This is a genomic window from Methylobacterium sp. EM32, from assembly GCF_040593685.1.
Taxonomy (GTDB): Bacteria; Pseudomonadota; Alphaproteobacteria; order Rhizobiales; family Beijerinckiaceae; genus Methylobacterium.
This window is the reverse complement of the sequence record NZ_JBEXZS010000039.1, coordinates 1-17,025: the sequence shown is the minus strand read 5'-3', so window position 1 is coordinate 17,025 and position 17,025 is coordinate 1. Positions and strand designations below refer to the sequence as shown.

The following is a 17,025-nucleotide window of genomic DNA, read 5'->3' as shown; positions in this document are numbered from 1 at the left end:
GCATGGCCCGGCTTCAGGCGTCACGTCAGGCGGGTTGCCGGCGGAGGTAGCCACGAATAGCCGGGAACAGGATCCACTTCTTAGTTTCCCCCTGAATAAGGCAGGCTACCCAAAACTCCGCTAAGACGTAGCCTGCGGGGATGCCATATAGGAGAGACCAAGTCGCGGCCTCTCTATCACCCGCCGCGTAGGCGAAGGACGTGATAAGGAACAGCCACATAACACAGAATTGAAACAGCTTGTTTGTAGCGAAAAACTTCGACATCGAGCGGGGCCTCCGTGTTGCTGATCGATATCTGCATGGCACGGATTTCCAATGTGTTACTCAACGGAAAGGGCAGCGGGCGTAGTTAATAATCAGATGGCAAATATGATGAAATTTAGCGCTGTGCGGGCAGTGCTTCGCGTATGATGTGCCTTGCCGATGGCCAGGGTAGGGCAGCCTACGAGGAGACGTTTAGGGGCGTCATACAGCGCGTTCGAGGGGCGTCCTGCTGCTCGGATGCCCCTGCGCTGCCCCGCTGGTCCCGGAGCATCCTGAGCCCAGCACGACAGCTTCAAGCTTGCAACGAGCAGCTCCGCTGATGCGGGCCCCTTGACATCCGCAGGCCGGCCCGAACCCAGCTCACCCACTTCCGCAGCAATCTCCGCGCTTATCTCAACGTCCTCGATCGACCAGCTCAACAGCAGACTTCGTCACCCTAGCTTTTTGGGAAACCTTCCGGCGCTTCGAGCGTAGCGTTGGCTTCAGACATCCAGTCAGAGGACCGAGCGCAATGGAACCGATGAAGCCCATGGAACCCATGGAGCCGATGGAGCCGATGAAGGGCTCGGAGCCATGGTGGCCGAAGGAACTCGGCCAGCCCTCGACCAGCGGTAGCCAGAACGGGATGCGCTACGCGTTCTTCCCCGATAAGCAGCGGCTCGTCATCGAGACCGACGGCAAGCTGGCTACCTACGATAGCGGCGACCACCGCATCAGCGGCGTCTCCCAGTCGAACGGCCGGGCACCGAGCTTCACCACCCAGGATGGCGACGTGAATGTGAACGACCTCAAGGTCGTGGATTGAGAGGGCTCCGACACGAGGCCCTCCCGTGGCGGCTCAAGCCATGGCGCGGGAAGGCCCTGTGGCGACGGATGACTAGCGCTCGATGATCTGGGGTACCTCGCGTCGGCCCGAGCCTGGTACCTATCCGCCAGTTGATCAACCTCACGGGCGCCGACATGGAATGCTGGCCGGTTGAAAAACGGCGGAGTCGCACAACCACTCGATCCGAGAGTTCGGTGTGAAAGCGTCTTTGGCGAGACATATGGTATCAATCCGCGTGCTTGGTACCATATATCGTACTTAGACGGGGCTTTCTCGATGATCCTTGAGCGCATCCCGAGGCTGAGGAACATCGCCTCATCCAACGCCCGCGCGTACCTATCATCCCAGATCGTATGATGGTAGGAGTAATGGTAGGATGCTGACGGAGATAAGCTAGTGGATCCGATTATAGTCACACTTGCCGCAGGAGCAACTTATTTGCTAAAAGGAATTACAGACGAAGTTATAAAGGACGCATATCAAGGAGTCAAAGATGCTTTAGCGGGCCGTCTTTCCAATATAGACAATATCGAGGACGATCCGTTTGATGATGATTACTGTAGGGCGGCAGACAAGGAGCTTAAAAAGAAAAAATTGGACATTGATCCATTGGTGCTGCAGTCAACAAAAATTCTTAATGATAAACTTAAGGAAAGACCCGCAAATCAACTCACAGCTGCTGGAATAAATATAAATCAAATTATAGCACACAGCGATGTAATAATTAAGCGACTAGAGTCTGTAGGACCGATTGTTGTCAGCCAAGTAAATTCTACAACGGGAAAAGTCGACATTGAAGGCGTTTCAACGGGCAAGGTCGGGGAAAAAAACTGACCGGGGCGAATGATCTCGGTCCAAGATCATTCGTCCTTCAGAATCTTGAAATTGGACGGGATTTGATAGTCAAATTTGGTGCGACCCTAGCCGCACCGAGCTTCAGTTCGACCATAGAAAAATTTTTGACATCTTATCTATTATCTGAGCAAACAAACTCTCTAACACCGTTCGGTGGGCGCGGGATAGAAATAAAAAAATTTGACGAATGGCTTGCAGATGCTAGCGCGCCAGCTCGCTTATTATTACTCTCACCAGCAGGGCGTGGCAAAAGTGCCCTCATTGTTAACTGGATTAAGCAACTTCAGTATCGGGAATGCTGTCATGTAAACGATACTAAATGGCAAATCGCCTTCGTGCCTATTAGTCTTCGCTTCGAAACAAATAAGCCAGAGATTTTTTATTGCGCTCTGGCTTCGCGTTTGGCACAAATTGTCGATCATCGCGTAGACGCCCCACGGGTTGACTCTGCCGCATATTACCGTGACGAATGTGCAAAGCTACTTGACATTGTGGCCTTCCGAAAAATACCTGTAATTGTAATTATCGATGGGGCAGACGAATCGCTTCGAGAAAGCTTCTCTACAGAATGGTTTCCAAGAGGATCGGGTCCGACTTTACGTCTTTTGGTAACTGCACGAATTCAAGTAAATCGCCTGAACTCAAAGCAATGGGCTCGCCGATTTGGTTGGACGGATGGCCTGAGATGGACATCTATACTATTAAATCCATTAGATGAGCCTGCAGTGTCTGATATTGTGAAGCAGAGCTTTCATCCAAAATGCGAATTTGCGAGCCAATCAGGATTTATTGCGCGTCTCACCGCATTGTCCGAAGGCGAGCCGCTATTGCTTAAGCTATATATTGAGGATCTTCAGGTTCAAATTCAAAAGGGCGCAACTACAGTCGGTATCGATTATCTATACAATTTTAGACCGGGTTTTGCAGATTATTTCGAACGCTGGATTGAACTGCAAAAGTCTACCTGGGATGAAGAATTTTCCTCAGTAGATGAAGATACAATCCAAAGTGTACTAGCCGTGCTCGCTTGCGCATTTGGTCCGATATCAGCGGAAGCGCTGCTCAGATTGTCATCACCATCAAATTCACTCTCACTGAAACGTGTAGAAGATATTCTCCGGCCAATAAGACGATTTGTCATGGGAAGTGCAGGCCGACCAGACGAAGAAATTGTATATACCTTAGCTCACCCAAAATTTGGCGAGTATCTACGATCAGAGTACTTAAATAAGAATCTGATAACAATGAAGCGGCATGCTTTTATGGACTGGGGCCTTGAAATTGTACGAGAATTAAGTTCTGGACTAACGCAGCCCAGTGATGTGCCATCATATATTTTACAATTTCTGGGAAATCACATAGATGAAAACGATTGTTTTGCCGAACATATGTCATTGGTCACTAAGGGGTGGCTAGATGCACATCATTCCTCGGAGGGCGGCTATGCTGGATTCACATCAGATGTTACTAGAGCAAAGTATCGCATAATTTCTAATCCTGCTAAATATGACTTACCGCTTGCCTTGCAAGCCAGATGTCAAATTATACTTTGCTCACTGCAGAGCATCGGAAAAGGTGTTATGCCAATACTTTTGGCGACAGCTGTTCGTCACGGCATTGTTTCACCGCGCCATGCTTGCAGAAGCATGAACTATTATGGGGACTATCAAAAGGTTGAACTAATCAAGCTATTGGTTGACGATTTGCCAACATATCTTGTTTCTGAAATAAGAAATATGGTTCATGATATCGAACCCCCCTATAATCGCGCACTTTTTGCCTCATCTTTATTGCGCGTGTCCAGCGACGAGACCGCAAATGATTTATTAGAAACATATATTGCTCCAATTTTTAAATCGGAAAACCCTGCTTTAATTTTTAAGACACAAGTTGAAATCTTAAGTAGACTGCCTGACAATAAATTCACAATATTCAAGAATTCTATCATTCGCGCCATAAAGAATACAAAAATTTCCGACTTAGATCTCGACGATTTGGTTGACGCTTACGCAGTCATAATGCAATTTATGCCAAGTAATTTTATTTGGTTGATACTTAAGAAGATTAGAATTAGCGACGATGATATGGATAGTGCCTTAGCAATTGCCGCCTTAGCTCCATATCTCAAAGGAAAGCAGCTATCGTATGCATTTGATTTAATTGATGGCATTAATAGTTATGAGGAAAGAATGCATGCTTTGAGCTCCCTTTCGGAATATTTACCTATCGAACTAAGAGATCAAACAGTAAACTTGGTCATGGCTGGCGCACGTGACGAACTGGCTTCGAAGATTGCTCTTGCTCGCGTGGCAGGAGTTTTCGCTCGTGAAGACAGGATTCAGGCTCTTCGTAGCGCATATAATGCGATATTTACGTCAGGCGAAGATCGGATCGAAACTAGCGAGATTATAGATCTCATACCTAAGTTCGAAGGCCAAGAACGTGATGATCTTATTAAGCTATCTTTGAAAAAACTCGGTGAAGATACTTGGTTTGGGTCAGAAGCGGGAGCTCTAAAAAAAATCATGCCCTATATTCCACCTACGTGTATTGAACGTGCGATTTTGATTGCCGACAAAGTCGAAGAAAATGACGATCGCGCATTTGCGTTCGAAGCAATAGCAGAACATCTGCCGCCTCACTATATTCAACAAGCGCTGATTGCAGCCTCAAAATTGAAAGATGAGGCATATATCGGTTCTGCATTATATCGAATTGCATCATATTTTTCGGGAAGCGAGTCCAAATATTTAAAAAAAGAAGCTCTTTCAATTATACGTTCGGACAAAAGTCTAATCAATAAAGCTTGCGCGTTGGTTCTCTGTGAGACTGAACTAAGTCGGGATCTATCTGAGGAATGTCTTGATTATATAACACAATATAGTTACGATCAGTACGCGCATTTTGCTCTGATCGATCTACTGCCATCTCTAAATTTTGACCAGCTGAATAAGGCCGTCGATATTGCGTGCAATTTCGAACACGGAGGATTCAAACTTGCAGCGATGGAAGCCATGGCGACCCGACTAAATCGTGAAAATATGCTCAAATCCTGGAATTGCATATTAGAAGTTAAGGAAAAATGGGATCGCGCGGAGGGATTAGCCACATTAGCTAAATTTTTGCCTAGAGATCTTGTACAGCAATCGAGATATTTGATCGAACAAATTGATGTTCCCCATTTTCGCGCGTTGTTAGCAGCTGGTTTAAGCGACTTGCGAGACATTGATTCACAGCATGAAGTTGTTGATTTAATCAATAAAATTGATGATATCAACTATAGGGCAGATGTTTGCTACGAAATTGCAAAGATGACTTCTGGAGAATTTGGTGAGGAGATGGCAAAAAGTGCCTTTCATCTGCATTGCTACGTTTCTCTCGGCCGACCAATTTTTGATATTGGCGATCTCTTACCAGCCAGTTGGATAGACAAAGCACTCGAATTAGTGTCTGACATAGAAAGAGCCGATGTCAAAGCGTACGCTCTTGGGGCCATAGTTGGAAGACTGAGCAGCCCAACCAGATTGATTATCTATGGCGAGGCCTTAGATGCAGCACGTGAAAGTCTAAACGGAATTTTTCTTGCTAGGTACTTACTCGATCTTTCAATGAAATGCTCCGATTTTGGTGTTTCCCCCCCTATTGATGAGGTAATGAAATCGATAGAAGTTCTTGAGGACCCAGAAATGAGGATTGAATGGTTCACGGAAATAGGTTCGAAGCTGCCGAGTTCTGAGGATAGGCGTGTTGTCGACAATATTTTTGCGGATCTGAGTCAGGTTCCACGAACTATGGCTTTGAGAGCACTACCAATTGTTTATCCTGCAGTATTCCGCTTAGAAGGACCTCGTGGCTTGCGATCTTTGACGCAATCAATTCGAGACGTTGGATTGTGGTTTCCATAGGCATTTAGATATAAATTATAACAACCTATTATATGCATTGTTGATTTGAGGTCAATATCATCAATAATTACGGATTAGTTCATCAGGCAAGCTCCCCAAGCAGATCTGACGATGTTCAAAAGCTGCGACCCGTTATCGTATAGAATAATGACAAATCGTAACGCTGCGCTGGCGTAAGGGAAATAAATTATCTATTCATTATTTACCGTTGACGCAATGGTTCAACGGAAATGGCCGCCCGCGGGCATCCGGACCCAGCGGCTCGTTGACCGGCGTCAACCCTGAAGCCGCTGGATGCGATCTAGCGCACCCCTAGCGCAGCGGGAGAAAAGCTCTGTGCGATCAGCGGGGTAGGGGGCTTTCAGCTCAGATCATAATCCTTGTGTCGGGGGTTCAAATCCCTCCTCCGCTACCATTCAACACCGAGCCAGACCAGGGTTCGGCCCAATACAATCAGCGACTTAGGCCAAAGCCCCGAGCAAGGACGCCGGGGCTATTTCATTTGGGCCCTGACCCACTGGGTCGGTTCTGGGTCGCCACCCCCCTCCCGCTAGGCTTGCCGGCGACCCGGGTCGCCCCGCCGCGGGGTTCCTGTGGATAACCTGGCCCGCCGTTCCCGACCCAACGCCCGCGCCAGGTCGGCCGGCGTCGAGGCCCCGACGAACCCGGGCCCGCCCCGGCGCGCGGCCGCCGTCTCCAGATCCTCCGCCATCGCCCGCCGGAGGGCGTCCCGCTCGTCCCCGGCGGCCGCGGCCACGATGTCGTCCAAGCTGAGCATTGACCGTCTCCCCATGGAGAACAGATAGGGAACAAGCGAGGCGGTTCAACGGAGGGGACGCGATGGAGGTGCCGCGGACGCTGGGGGCGTTCCCCTACCGGCGGGTCGTCATCGTCTGCCCCTGGTGCCCCCGGCGCCGGGGCTCCTACGACACCGAGAGGCTGATCTCGCGCCTCGGGCCCCGGGCGAGCCTGGAGGAGGTCATGCTGGCGCTGGTGGCGTGCCGGTGGCCGAAGGCGTGGGGCAAGCGGGGGCCGTCGCAGTACGTGCCCTGGTGCCGTGCCAGGTTCGCCGACCTGGGGAGCCGGCGCCCTCCGGACCGCGACGTGCCCGGACCCTGATTGTCACTTTCCGCTCCACCCCACCACCTGGAGCGGAAAGTGACAATCGCCGCGCCCAGGCTTTCCGTTAACCGTGCCGCACGACCCTGCTTGACCGAAGGAATCCCGAGCTGCGATCCCTGGTCCCACGCCGACGAGAGGTCCGCCGTGAAACGAATACCCGCCCCCAAACCGACCGAGAGACCCATCCCGGGGGCGTGACGCCGCGCGCGCAGCCCCCTTCCGACAGGAGGCTGCCTTCATGACCAACCGACCGCTCACGCACCACCGCAACCTGACGCCCTCGAAGGGCACCCTCTGGCTCGTGGGCGATACCCACTTCGGCCACGCCGGGAGCATCGGCCATTCGGGCCGCCCCTTCTGCGACGTCGCCGAGATGGACCGCCTCCTGATCGAGGCCTGGGTCTCGTGCGTCCGCCCCACCGACACCGTCGTCCACCTCGGCGACTTCGAGTGGGGTCACACCCCGGAGCGGACCGCGCAGATCTTCGCGGCGCTCCCCGGGAAGAAGCACCTCGTCGTCGGCAACCACGACAGGCCCAGGGTCACCGGCTTGCCCTGGGAGAGCGTCCAGGAACGGCTCACGATCCACGCCGCGGGCCGGAAGGTCGTGGCCGATCATTACCCCCTCCGCGCCTGGCCGGGCAGCTTCCACGGCGCCCTGCACGTCCACGGCCACACGCACGGGACGCTCCCCGGGACGTCGCAGTCCTGTGACGTCGGCGTCGACGTCTGGGGCTACGCGCCGGCCCGGCTGGAGGACGTAATCTCCCGGATGGAGGCGACGCCCGACCTGCCCGAGGAGCGCTGGCGGGCCGACGCCCGCGAGGCCGAGCAGGCCTGAAACGCCGAAGGGCCCCCGGCGGCGAACCGGGGGCCCTTCGGCGTTTCAGGCTATGGGCGCGGCCCGGGCGGTTCCGGCAGCTCGTCGAGCTCGCGCTCGATCTCTATCGCCGCCTCCGTCATCACGTCGGCGCGTTCCTCCAGGCGGGCTATCTCCTCGTCGAGGCGCTCCGCATGCTCCCGCAAGATCTGCGGCAGGGCAGCCGCGGCCCACGGCAGGACCTCCATCGCACCGGTCCGCCACCGGCTGACCGAACGGGGGTCAATCGAGTCCCTCGGCCCGTCGGGGTGATAGGCCCCGAGCGCCCTGGCGAGCGGCTTGGCCCAGTCCTCCCCGCCCGTCAGGGCCCGGCCCGCGAGGACCACCATGTCGCGCGGCGTCATCAAAGCTTCTCCCTCCAAAGGACCGTGCCGCGTTCGGCGTCGGCCCAGTAAAACAGCTCCCACGGCTCTCCGTCGAAGACGCGGCCCCAGGCCAGGACCGCCCCGTTCACGAGCGTGGCGGCGAACTCGTCGGCGATGCGCTCCTCGCGGTACCAGGCCGGGCGGCGCTTGCCCGTCGAAGCCTGGACGCTCGCGATGCGGCGGCGGGCCTCCTCGACGTCGGTGACGTCGGAGAGGGCGTTGAGGACGGCCTCGGAGACCGGGTTGACGTAGCGGGCGGGGATGGATGCGACGGCCATGGCGGGTGGCTCCTCAGAATGCGCCGGGGATGGCAGTGCCGAGGGCGACGTCCTCGTCGTACAGGTCGCCGAGCTCGTCCATGAGGGCCAGCTTGTCGAGGTCGATGTCCTTGAGGCTCTCCATCTCCCTGGCGGGCCGCTCCTCCGTGGCAGGCTGGATGTACGTCAGCATGACGCGATGCGTGCCGACGGCGCCGACGTCCTCGGCGTGGCGCGTCCAGGCGTCGTATGCATCGTCCGACGTCGCGGCGCGGATGACGAGGTCGAGGCCGGTTCCCGGGATCGGCTTCCAGGCCCGGTCGACGACCTCGACGGGCTGGGCGTGGAACAGGATGGCCTTGCCGCCAGCAATGGAGAGCGCGAAGGCGGCGTAGACCTCCTCCCGCTCGCGGCGGGCGAGGGCCCGCTTCAGGACGTGGACTTTCGTGGACATCGAGGATGCTCCTGTGGTGGCGGGCGGCTCTGCCGGCCCTGGGGGTGGACTGTCCGGCCCCCGGCGGGGCGCCCCGATGAGGCGACCCGCGAGAGGCCGGGGCTGGCGCCCCGGCGATGGTGGGATCAATCGGCCTCGTGGCTGTAGAGGCGGTCCGTCTGGCCGGTGTAGGTCACGTCCAAACGCAGGTCGCAGCCGTTCTCCCGGGCGATGGCGTTGATGTGCGCGACGATGGCCTCGGCGCAGTCGTCCCACGTGGCTGCGTCCCGGAAGGCCTCGACGAGGGCACGGACCTTGGCCTCGATCTCCGGGGCGTCGAGTTCGATCACGAGCGGGTCGCCGTCCGCGTCGGTGCCGTAGGCGTAGCCGTCGAGCGACAGGACGGCCTTGCGGGCCGCATCGGCCCGATCCTCGGCCGAGAAGCGGTACTTCGAACCGTCGATGCCTTCGAAGACGCAGAACTCGGCGTATTCGCGCAAATCCTGCAGGCCGGCCTTGCTCACGGTCCAGCTGAGGGGGGAGCCGTTCTCCTCGACGTAGTCGTAGAGGCGCTTCGTGCACTCCTGGGCGACGAAGTCGAGAGGCTCCGCGGCGTCGCCGTTGCTGCGAGCGTCCTCGATGGCCTGATCGGCGCTGTGGCCGATGCCGTAGACGGCATCCTGGTCGCCGATGACGGCGATGAAGAAGCGGACGGCGGTGTCGGTGGAGGTGGTGGCGGTCGTGGCCATTAGGATGCTCCTGCTGATGGGAGGATGTGCCTGCCCATGACCGACATATACGCGCGACCATGGATGACGTCAAGCATTCGTTAGTAAAAATCTCGCACTCGCCGGGTGTAACGCGAGATCAATACTATGTAACGGATTATCAGCGGCCTGTTGGGGGGTCAGGCGACCTCGCCGAGCTCGCGCTTCGCCTCGGTCAGGGCGTGGTTCCGCATGCCCATGTCGTAGGGGCAGTTCGGGTCGAGGTGGTCCCATCCCGGGCGCCCGCTCACCCGCTTCCGACCCGCCTCGTAGAGGTCCCGGGCCCGTGCCTCGATGCGGCAGTTCCGGGTGCGCTCCTCGGGGGTGAGGTAGGCCGGCTGCAGGAGGATCTCCGCCCTCATGCCGACGGCGGAGGCCAGGACTCGGATACGGGCGCGGGCGGCCTCCATCTCGGCATGCTCGTCCTTCTCCAGGTTCTCCAGCGGGCGGTTCGGGCAGGTGTCCTGCACCCCGACGACGCGGGCGTGCTTCTCGGCGAACCGGACGGGGCCGCACATGTAGGCGTCCTCGACCATGTCCTTGGCCTCCTTGAGCCCGACGCCGAGGGCGCGCCTGACCCACTTGATGGCCTCGATCTTGGGGCTGGCGGTCTGCTCGGACGAGCGGATGGCGAGGCGGACGATGGACTGCAGGTCAATCACGGGACGCCTCCTTGGCGGTTGCGGAAGGGGTGGTGTCGTCGGCGACGCCGGCGGCGTTCCCGATGATGGCGAGGACGGCCCAGACCAGGACGAATCCCCCGGCCCAGAGGAAGGAGTGCCAGGCCGCCCGGAGGAGCTCCCCGCCGCTGCCGGCGAGGAGGAAGGCGCACGTCACGATGGCGGCCGCGCTGGTGGAGACCCTGAGCGGGCCTCCGGCGATCAGGGCGAGGAGGGCGCGCATCAGCGGAGCGTCCCCGCGTAGCCGTACGTGTCGACGTATAGGTCGCGGAACTCGCACCGGTACATCTTCGGCAGGAACGAGCGGATGACCTGCTTCGATGAGAGCTTCGGCGCGGACCCGGAGAACGGGCTGTCCGCCTGCTCCATCATGCCGGTGTCCCACTCGATGATTGCCGCGGCGAGGCGCAGGGCCTCCTCGGCGGTCGTCTCGTAGGCGAGCGGCACGGTGAACTCGTTCGCCGCCAGGACATGAAGGACGCGGACGGTCTCCTCGCCTATGCGGGCGATGCCGGTCGCCACGTCGAGGTCGATGGTCCCGATTGAGAGGCTGTCGTCGAGGTCGAGGTGAACGGTGCGCACGGTGGCGCTCCTGTGAAACCGGGGTGGAGGGGAGGAATCGGAGGCGCCACTGCCGCCTGGCGCGCGACGGAGGCGATGCCTCAGGCGGCCGCCCTCGGCGCACCGACGACGGTGGCGGCCATGTCGCGGAAGGCGACCATGTCGGCGGCGTCGCCCCCGAAGGCGATGTGTCCGTCGTCGTAGAAGACGGCCAGGATGCCGTTGTCCCGGAGCACCAGGCCGGGCACCTCCGTGACCTTTTCCCCGGGCGAGAGCTCCGCTACATCCACCCGCACTGTGCGGCGCCGGTCATCGAGCAGCTTCCAGATGTTGCCTTGGCGTCCGTCCGGAGACGACCTGCCGAGGGCCTCGGCGACGTCGACGGCGCTCTTACCCTCGCGCAGCGCGATCAGAGCCAGGCCGTAGCTGGCCTCACTTCCCTGCCGTTCGATGAGGGCTTGGCTCGGGCCGACGATGAACGTGAGGGGGGCCGGCTCGTCGGGTGCGAGGAACCGGTCCTCTTCCCAGGAGAACGTGGGCCACTGTCCCCGATGCTTCATTCCATGATGATCGGCGGCGGCATCCTTGGCTGCCCGGGCGACCGTGGCGACGTCGGAGCCCTTGGGCAGCCGGACGGCCTTGGAGAAGAATTCGGGCCAGCCAACGCGGACGTGGTAGGTCGCCATCGCCGGCTGCGCCGCATCGTTCCCCACGGGTGCGGACCGCTGCTCGGTGACGCTGCCGTCCTCGTGCGTGACGCGGGACGCCATGACGACGACCGGGGCGGGCTCCTTCCGCACGATCTCGAAGCTGGCCCTGTCGAGGGCATTCATCACGTCGGAAGCGATGACCTCACCCGCCGCGGGATGGTCGAGGTCGATCCCCGTAAGGCATGCGGTGAAGGCTTTGTCGAAGGCTGCCTTGGAGGCTTGGTTCTGGCGCACGCGGCGCTCCTGCTGAAACCGGGGTGGGGGGAGGAATCGGGGGTGCGCCCCTGTCGCCGGGCGCGTCGACGGAGCGGGGCGCTCAGGCGGCCTGCTGCGGATCGCGCGCGGCGTCCCAGGCGGACAGGACGGTCGAGAGCCAGGCGTGCGGCACCAGGACGTCGCCGTCCTCGTCCCGCCATGCCTCGACCATGCCGACGACGCGCCCCGTCGCCCGCTCCGTGACGACGACGTACTGCGGGTCGCCGGCGATGCCCTCGTCCGTCAGGGGCATGTGGGCGTCGTCCATGCCGGCGACCTCGACGCGGCAGCCGTACCGGGCCGCCAAGTCGTCCGCCGACCAGGGACGCAGGCCGAGGTCGTCCCGCTCCGGCGCCGCGGTGTCGGCGGACCGGATCTCCGTGCCGGGCGGGAGCGTCAGGATGTTGCCGACCTCCAGCGTCACGGGCCCCTCAACGACGGGGACGGCCTCGCCCGGAAGAGGCGCGTCGCGCCATGCCAGAAGATCGCGCTCCGAGACGGCGGACCAGTTGCCGGTCCGGACCGCCTCGCGGACGGCGTCGGCGTTGCCGCGCACCTTAGGCACGATGACGAGGTCCGCCTTCGCCAGGGCGGCGAGGACGCGGTCGGTGCGCTCCAGCGAGGTCTCGAAGAGCGTGCACTCGGTCATCGCCTTGGCGATGGCCTTGGCGGCGTCGGTGGTGAGGTTGAGGCCGAGGTTGAACTGGCGCACGGTGGCGCTCCTTGGGAAAACCGGGGTTGCTGGGGGATGTTGGTGGGCGCCACTGCCGCCTGGCGCGCGACGGAGGCCCTCAGGCCGCGGCGGAGAGGGGCGCCTCGGCGGGCCGCAGGCTCTCCGACAGGGCGATGTCGTCGCCGTAGACCGCGAACCACACCGCCAGGACGCTGTGCCGGGTGGTGACGAAGTCGCCCTCGCAGACCTCGCGGATGACCAGGTGGCGCTCGCCGACGGCGATGGGCAGGCCGGTCCAGTGGCACTTGTGCTCCCGGCGCGCCCGGACGACCCGGCGCGAGAGCTCCTTCGTGTCGGCCTCGTCGCCGCCGAAGACGTCGAGCTGCAGCATGTCGTCGTCGGTGACCTGGCGGGCGGCCGCGGCCTCGATCCAGGCGAGGTCGGCAGCATTGTGCGTGCCGTTCTCGACCCGGCAGAGGATGCGCCCCTTGAGGTCGTGGAACTGCTCCGGCATGCCGGGCTCCTCGACGCGGTCCCTGATGAGGAACCAGACGTCGCGCCGGGCGGCGCCGCCGAAGATGGAGACGATGGCCTGGAGCTTGGCCTCGTAGTCCTTGATCCAGTAGATGCCTGTGGCGAGGCTCCCGAACATGCTCGACGCATCCAAGAGCTCGCGCACGCAAACGCCGGAGGCGTCCTTGACGAAGACGTCGATGGCGAGGGTGTAAGCGAGCGCCAGCGCGTCGGCGTCGCCGCGGAGGAGCGAATCCCGCCAGACGCCGTAGTTGGCGAGCGCCGTGTCGGAGAGCTCGTCGACGTAGCGGTGAGGGCTGTACGGGGTGGAGGTGATCTCGCGCCGCATGGGGCGTCCTGTCGAAACCGGGGTGGATCGGAGATGTCGGGCTGCGCCACCGTCGCCTGGCGCGCGACGAAGCCATCAGGCCGCGACGGAGGCCTGGCCGGAGTGGGCGGCGTTGAGCCGAGCGAGGGCCTCGTCCACCGGCGCCTCGCCGAGGTACTCCTGCAGGTCGGCGGCCTCGCGGAGGCGGAACTCGTCGCCCTCGTGGTCGTAGGCGAGCGGGTGGCCACCGGCGTCGTACGCCCCGCGGTCGAAGCCGAGCCGATACGCGTCCCGCAGCGCGGCCTCGGTGAAGGTCGGCGCCTGCGGCCTGTCGAGGACATCGCGAACCGCGACGAGGGCGGCCATCAGGCCCGCCGGGCTCTCCATGCCCAGCTGCGTGGCCCATTCCTGCACGAGCTCCTCGTCGCCCACGAGGTCCCTGAGCGCGAGGATGGCGTCGATCCCGGCGAGGGCGCTCACGGCCTGCGCCTGGCTGGCGTCGACGACGGCGAGGCCCTGACGGTCGAGGCGGGCGAGGATACGACCGGCGACGTCGGCGGCCGGGCGGGTGCCCGAAGCGGCGATCTCGCCGGCGATGAAGCCGCGGGCCTTGGCGGTGATGTCGGTCATGCTGCGGTCCTCTCGGTGGCGGGGGTTTCGGAAGCGGCCGCGGCGCGCGCCTGCCCGGCCAGGACGGCCCTGACGCGCTCCTCGCGGCTGAGGCGGGGGACGGGGATGCCGCGCTCGACTAGGAGCGTGCGCAGCAGGGAGTGGCTGATGCCGGTCGCCCGGGCGGCGCGGTGGACGGAACCGAGGCGGAGGACCTCGGCGATGCCGTGCGCCTCCTGCTCTGGCGTCGTCGACCGGCGCCTGCCCCGGGCCGGGATCGGCCGGCCCGTCCGTCCGCGCAGGATCTCGCGACCGCGCTGGGCCAGTTTCCCGACGCCCTCGCTCGACAGCCAATAGAAGCGCCCGACGGCAGCATCCATGCCGTGGCTCTCGACGAGCCTGGCGACGGCGACGGGATCGGGCGACCGATAGACGGAGAGGGGCGAATCCCCCGGGCGGCCCTGGTTGCTCACGCCGGCCTCCCGGGCAGGATGCGCGGAAGGCGCGCGCCGCGGACCGGCAAGGTCGGGCGGGTCGACGCGGCCGGGGCGGGCTCCGGTTCCGCCGCGGGCAGGTCCTCGGCGGCCTTGGCGGCGGCGCGCTCCCGGGCGGCGGCGTAGGGGTCGTAGGGCGGGGGCGCCGGCGGCGGGCCCGAGCGGTACTCGGCGAGCAGCGCGGAAAGGCGCTCGATCTCGCCCTTGGCCGCCTTGAGCAGGTTGCGCTCGGTCTGCGAGGCCTGATCGCGCAGGCCCTGCCCCTGGTAGAACTCTAGGCCCTGGGACACGAACCGGCATTCGGCGAGGAGGTCGGCGAGGCGCTTGCGCGTCTGCACCGGGTCGAGGTCCTTGAGACCCGCGGTCCACTTATCCATGGGCCGCCTCCTTGAACCGGTAGGTCGCGTCGGCCTTCTCGACGCCGAGCGCCTCCAGGATCGCCGGGCCGGGGCCGCGACGGCCCGCCAGGGCATCGAGGACGTACGCCGTGCTGACGCCGTGGCGGCGCGACCACGCCAGCGCGCTCCCCTCCGTATCCACGCGCTGCCGTAGCAGCGCCCTCACGTCCTCCGCCGTCACCGACGCCTCCTGAAGCTATTGACGCTTTATAGCGTTCCAGCTTCAATTGGAGTCGTCAAGGCCTATTCGGCATTTGTAACGATTTGCACCCACGAGGCCCCTTTGTGTGCAAATCGTTCCCGAGGCTGATGCTTCGAGTTTCGAAGGATTACACGATGAATGCTTGGTGGCGATCGAAGGACGGAATGAGCGATCCTTCAAGGAATGGCGTCGCAGTCCTTGTCATGCCGGCCTGGGAGCAGGCCTACGAGGCCGTCCTCGCCAAGGATTGCCTCGCGCTGGGTGCGCGCTTTTGTCCTGTGGAGGGAGCCCACGAGGACGGCCGGGCTCGCTACGAGCTGGCGCCCGGGACCGTCGTCGCCGTGGCGTCTGCGCGGTCCAGCAGCCCGAGCCGGGCCTACGTCGTGGAGGCGGACGGGACGGTCGCGGAGATCAGCACCGCGGCGGCCGAGGACCTCGTCGATCCCGCGGGCGCGAATCGGCGAGCCTGGCGGAGGCGCTGCTCCCGCGTCGGCCTGACGGAGGCGCCCTGCCGTTTCGCCGTCCCTGCCGGCCACGGCTACGAAGCAGAGACTGTCTACGGCTGGGCCGGGGAAGAGCACGTCGCGGCGTGCGTGAGAGCGACCGCGAGGTGCGCGTGGTTCCGTGCCGTCACGTACGAGGAGGCCCTGGAGCTCGGCGTGGCGTGACGTACCGAGCGGGACCGCGTGTCGTATGCATCGACCCGCGGCATCTTCAGGAGCGTCAGTCCACGGAGGGGATGATGAAGGGGATTTTGCTAGCTATCGCCCGCGCTTTCGCGGCCGCCGGGCGCCTCAGTTGGGTCACGGTCTGGGAGGGCGGCCGCCTCGTCTCCCGCCTCGTCCGCACGGCCCTGACGCCGCCCGACCCCGTCGGCGAGGCCGAGGCGGCGTTCGAGGCGGAGGCTCAGCGCGCCCCCGAGGCGCCGGCGCCGCTGTCCGCGGAGGAGGCTTGGGGCCGGGCGGCGCTGGCCCATCTCATGGGCGAGGAGCTTGAGGGCGAGGCCGTCCTTGACGACGCGGCGACGGCCTATCTCGACGGCCTCTCCGTCGATCAGCAAGTCGCCCTGTCGCGGCACGACAACGCCACCGTGGGTCGGCATCTCCTCGGCGAACGGCTCCTGCCCGGTTTGCCGCGCCCGATGACGCCAGCCGAGTACCGCGGCATGGAAGCGGCCCGAACCGCCGCCGCGGCCGCCCAGGCGCACCAGCGTCTCGTGGGCGACGACGCGAAGAGGCGGCACTTCATCGAGGTCCTCGACGACCTCATCGCCGAGCCGCGCGCCGCCTGATCGCGCCAACGCCGGAACGACAAAGCCCGCCCCGGGCGACCAGGGCGGGCTTTTTCATGCCCGAAGAAATCCTGTGGATAAGTGTCTGCCTTGCTTAATTTCAGTTGACTCTTTCCCGCTGCACACATCCTGACCCGCGCTGCGCACGCGATGGCACGCGGTGCGCCCTTCTCAGCCCCGGGCGCGCTTGGCGGCGAGCGCCCGGAGTTGGATGGCGACCCGGCGCCGGTCGTCCTCGGCCAGGGCACGGCGCTCGGCCTCGGCGAAGGCGTGCTCGGCCATGACCCGGTTGTAGGCCATGCGGGCCGTCGCCTGCCTAATGGAAGCGGCCTCGCGGTAGGCCGCGTCGCGGTCGAGCTTCTGCGAGATCAGGACCGACCCGAGGCCAAGGGCGCCCGTCGTCAGGACGGTGTCGAAGCTGTCGGCTACGTCGCGGGCGGAGGTATGGTAAGACGGCATCGGGGCGACCTCCTCGGGCTTGGCACGTCCAGGAGATCGGGATCCCGGAATCGATGTCCAGCCTCCTCGTGCTGGTGTGATTACCGAGACCCTGGCCCCTGTGGACGGCTCCGGTTTTCCGTCCCGTTCGTACGCCCCCGACGACAGCGCTCTCAGGGCAAGGTGTTCGTATGCCTG

Annotated in this window: 22 protein-coding genes; 7 read left to right on the top strand and 15 right to left on the bottom strand. The window is 62.1% G+C overall.

Translation table 11 applies throughout. The features are described 5' to 3' along the window. The first annotated feature begins 794 nt into the window (after window positions 1-794). The 5 genes from ABZT49_RS05975 to ABZT49_RS05955 all read left to right on the top strand — a co-directional run bounded on the left by ABZT49_RS05975 (window position 795) and on the right by ABZT49_RS05955 (window position 7,814). On the top strand, window positions 795-1,070 hold the full coding sequence (locus ABZT49_RS05975) for a hypothetical protein (protein ID WP_355284294.1): 276 nt from the start codon (window positions 795-797) through the stop codon (window positions 1,068-1,070). 417 nt (window positions 1,071-1,487) lie between these two features. Beyond that, window positions 1,488-1,925: a hypothetical protein gene (locus ABZT49_RS05970; RefSeq protein ID WP_355284291.1), complete on the top strand. Its 438-nt coding sequence runs from the start codon at window positions 1,488-1,490 to the stop codon at window positions 1,923-1,925. Between the two features lie 62 nt (window positions 1,926-1,987). Next, entirely contained in the window at window positions 1,988-5,851 is a 3,864-nt protein-coding gene (locus ABZT49_RS05965) for a hypothetical protein (protein ID WP_355284289.1), read from the top strand. Window positions 5,852-6,691: 840 nt separating this feature from the next. Next, window positions 6,692-6,970 carry a hypothetical protein gene (locus ABZT49_RS05960; protein ID WP_093568213.1) on the top strand — a complete coding sequence of 93 codons (279 nt, stop codon included), beginning with the start codon at window positions 6,692-6,694 and terminating at the stop codon, window positions 6,968-6,970. 241 nt (window positions 6,971-7,211) lie between these two features. Next, a complete protein-coding gene (locus ABZT49_RS05955) occupies window positions 7,212-7,814 on the top strand; it encodes a metallophosphoesterase (protein WP_093568212.1) in 603 nt (200 codons plus the stop codon). A 50-nt stretch (window positions 7,815-7,864) separates the two neighbouring features. Here the strand turns inward: ABZT49_RS05955 and ABZT49_RS05950 are convergent, their stop codons facing one another. The 14 genes from ABZT49_RS05950 to ABZT49_RS05885 form a co-directional block, all read right to left on the bottom strand. Continuing rightward, a complete protein-coding gene (locus ABZT49_RS05950) occupies window positions 7,865-8,197 on the bottom strand; it encodes a hypothetical protein (RefSeq protein ID WP_177303064.1) in 333 nt (110 codons plus the stop codon). Continuing rightward, entirely contained in the window at window positions 8,197-8,496 is a 300-nt protein-coding gene (locus tag ABZT49_RS05945) for a hypothetical protein (protein ID WP_093568211.1), read from the bottom strand. The genes ABZT49_RS05950 and ABZT49_RS05945 overlap by 1 nt, the downstream gene beginning before the upstream one ends. Before the next feature lie 13 nt (window positions 8,497-8,509). Then, window positions 8,510-8,929 carry a hypothetical protein gene (locus ABZT49_RS05940; protein ID WP_093568210.1) on the bottom strand — a complete coding sequence of 140 codons (420 nt, stop codon included), beginning with the start codon at window positions 8,927-8,929 and terminating at the stop codon, window positions 8,510-8,512. Between the two features lie 125 nt (window positions 8,930-9,054). Continuing rightward, complete coding sequence (locus tag ABZT49_RS05935) at window positions 9,055-9,657, bottom strand: hypothetical protein (RefSeq protein ID WP_093568209.1); 603 nt, start codon at window positions 9,655-9,657, stop codon at window positions 9,055-9,057. 158 nt (window positions 9,658-9,815) lie between these two features. After that, entirely contained in the window at window positions 9,816-10,337 is a 522-nt protein-coding gene (locus ABZT49_RS05930) for a ribosomal protein L7/L12 (protein WP_093568208.1), read from the bottom strand. Next, window positions 10,330-10,578 carry a hypothetical protein gene (locus tag ABZT49_RS05925; RefSeq protein ID WP_093568207.1) on the bottom strand — a complete coding sequence of 83 codons (249 nt, stop codon included), beginning with the start codon at window positions 10,576-10,578 and terminating at the stop codon, window positions 10,330-10,332. Before ABZT49_RS05925 ends, ABZT49_RS05930 begins: the two co-directional genes overlap by 8 nt. Continuing rightward, complete coding sequence (locus ABZT49_RS05920; protein WP_093568206.1) at window positions 10,578-10,937, bottom strand: hypothetical protein; 360 nt, start codon at window positions 10,935-10,937, stop codon at window positions 10,578-10,580. Before ABZT49_RS05920 ends, ABZT49_RS05925 begins: the two co-directional genes overlap by 1 nt. A gap of 80 nt (window positions 10,938-11,017) precedes the next feature. Then, complete coding sequence (locus ABZT49_RS05915; RefSeq protein WP_355284281.1) at window positions 11,018-11,860, bottom strand: hypothetical protein; 843 nt, start codon at window positions 11,858-11,860, stop codon at window positions 11,018-11,020. Window positions 11,861-11,942: 82 nt separating this feature from the next. Next, on the bottom strand, window positions 11,943-12,593 hold the full coding sequence (locus ABZT49_RS05910; protein ID WP_093568204.1) for a hypothetical protein: 651 nt from the start codon (window positions 12,591-12,593) through the stop codon (window positions 11,943-11,945). A 79-nt stretch (window positions 12,594-12,672) separates the two neighbouring features. Beyond that, a complete protein-coding gene (locus ABZT49_RS05905; RefSeq protein WP_093568203.1) occupies window positions 12,673-13,416 on the bottom strand; it encodes a hypothetical protein in 744 nt (247 codons plus the stop codon). 75 nt (window positions 13,417-13,491) lie between these two features. Next, a complete protein-coding gene (locus ABZT49_RS05900) occupies window positions 13,492-14,025 on the bottom strand; it encodes a hypothetical protein (protein WP_093568202.1) in 534 nt (177 codons plus the stop codon). Then, a complete protein-coding gene (locus ABZT49_RS05895) occupies window positions 14,022-14,477 on the bottom strand; it encodes a hypothetical protein (protein ID WP_355284278.1) in 456 nt (151 codons plus the stop codon). The genes ABZT49_RS05900 and ABZT49_RS05895 overlap by 4 nt, the downstream gene beginning before the upstream one ends. Beyond that, window positions 14,474-14,875 carry a hypothetical protein gene (locus ABZT49_RS05890; RefSeq protein WP_093568200.1) on the bottom strand — a complete coding sequence of 134 codons (402 nt, stop codon included), beginning with the start codon at window positions 14,873-14,875 and terminating at the stop codon, window positions 14,474-14,476. The genes ABZT49_RS05895 and ABZT49_RS05890 overlap by 4 nt, the downstream gene beginning before the upstream one ends. After that, window positions 14,868-15,077: a hypothetical protein gene (locus ABZT49_RS05885; protein ID WP_058617492.1), complete on the bottom strand. Its 210-nt coding sequence runs from the start codon at window positions 15,075-15,077 to the stop codon at window positions 14,868-14,870. The genes ABZT49_RS05890 and ABZT49_RS05885 overlap by 8 nt, the downstream gene beginning before the upstream one ends. Before the next feature lie 224 nt (window positions 15,078-15,301). On the opposite strand from ABZT49_RS05885, the gene ABZT49_RS05880 reads away from it, so the two are divergent. Together ABZT49_RS05880 and ABZT49_RS05875 are read left to right on the top strand one after the other, a co-directional pair. Next, window positions 15,302-15,766 (top strand): hypothetical protein, encoded by a 465-nt coding sequence (locus tag ABZT49_RS05880; protein WP_093568199.1) that lies wholly within the window; start codon window positions 15,302-15,304, stop codon window positions 15,764-15,766. A gap of 74 nt (window positions 15,767-15,840) precedes the next feature. After that, window positions 15,841-16,389 (top strand): hypothetical protein, encoded by a 549-nt coding sequence (locus ABZT49_RS05875; protein ID WP_143132049.1) that lies wholly within the window; start codon window positions 15,841-15,843, stop codon window positions 16,387-16,389. 171 nt (window positions 16,390-16,560) lie between these two features. On the opposite strand, the gene ABZT49_RS05870 is transcribed toward ABZT49_RS05875, so the two are convergent. Continuing rightward, complete coding sequence (locus ABZT49_RS05870; RefSeq protein ID WP_093568197.1) at window positions 16,561-16,848, bottom strand: hypothetical protein; 288 nt, start codon at window positions 16,846-16,848, stop codon at window positions 16,561-16,563. Window positions 16,849-17,025: the final 177 nt, after the last annotated feature.

What these genes read in the sequence shown, in the direction of transcription:
- ABZT49_RS05880 (WP_093568199.1), top strand. Translation starts at nt 15,302, where the DNA reads ATGCCGGCCTGGGAGCAGGCCTACGAGGCCGTCCTCGCCAAGGATTGC.
- ABZT49_RS05940 (WP_093568210.1), bottom strand. Translation starts at nt 8,929, where the DNA reads ATGTCCACGAAAGTCCACGTCCTGAAGCGGGCCCTCGCCCGCCGCGAG.
- ABZT49_RS05945 (WP_093568211.1), bottom strand. Translation starts at nt 8,496, where the DNA reads ATGGCCGTCGCATCCATCCCCGCCCGCTACGTCAACCCGGTCTCCGAG.
- ABZT49_RS05950 (WP_177303064.1), bottom strand. Translation starts at nt 8,197, where the DNA reads ATGACGCCGCGCGACATGGTGGTCCTCGCGGGCCGGGCCCTGACGGGC.
- ABZT49_RS05900 (WP_093568202.1), bottom strand. Translation starts at nt 14,025, where the DNA reads ATGACCGACATCACCGCCAAGGCCCGCGGCTTCATCGCCGGCGAGATC.
- ABZT49_RS05975 (WP_355284294.1), top strand. Translation starts at nt 795, where the DNA reads ATGGAACCCATGGAGCCGATGGAGCCGATGAAGGGCTCGGAGCCATGG.
- ABZT49_RS05905 (WP_093568203.1), bottom strand. Translation starts at nt 13,416, where the DNA reads ATGCGGCGCGAGATCACCTCCACCCCGTACAGCCCTCACCGCTACGTC.
- ABZT49_RS05870 (WP_093568197.1), bottom strand. Translation starts at nt 16,848, where the DNA reads ATGCCGTCTTACCATACCTCCGCCCGCGACGTAGCCGACAGCTTCGAC.
- ABZT49_RS05925 (WP_093568207.1), bottom strand. Translation starts at nt 10,578, where the DNA reads ATGCGCGCCCTCCTCGCCCTGATCGCCGGAGGCCCGCTCAGGGTCTCC.
- ABZT49_RS05960 (WP_093568213.1), top strand. Translation starts at nt 6,692, where the DNA reads ATGGAGGTGCCGCGGACGCTGGGGGCGTTCCCCTACCGGCGGGTCGTC.
- ABZT49_RS05875 (WP_143132049.1), top strand. Translation starts at nt 15,841, where the DNA reads ATGAAGGGGATTTTGCTAGCTATCGCCCGCGCTTTCGCGGCCGCCGGG.
- ABZT49_RS05955 (WP_093568212.1), top strand. Translation starts at nt 7,212, where the DNA reads ATGACCAACCGACCGCTCACGCACCACCGCAACCTGACGCCCTCGAAG.
- ABZT49_RS05935 (WP_093568209.1), bottom strand. Translation starts at nt 9,657, where the DNA reads ATGGCCACGACCGCCACCACCTCCACCGACACCGCCGTCCGCTTCTTC.
- ABZT49_RS05890 (WP_093568200.1), bottom strand. Translation starts at nt 14,875, where the DNA reads ATGGATAAGTGGACCGCGGGTCTCAAGGACCTCGACCCGGTGCAGACG.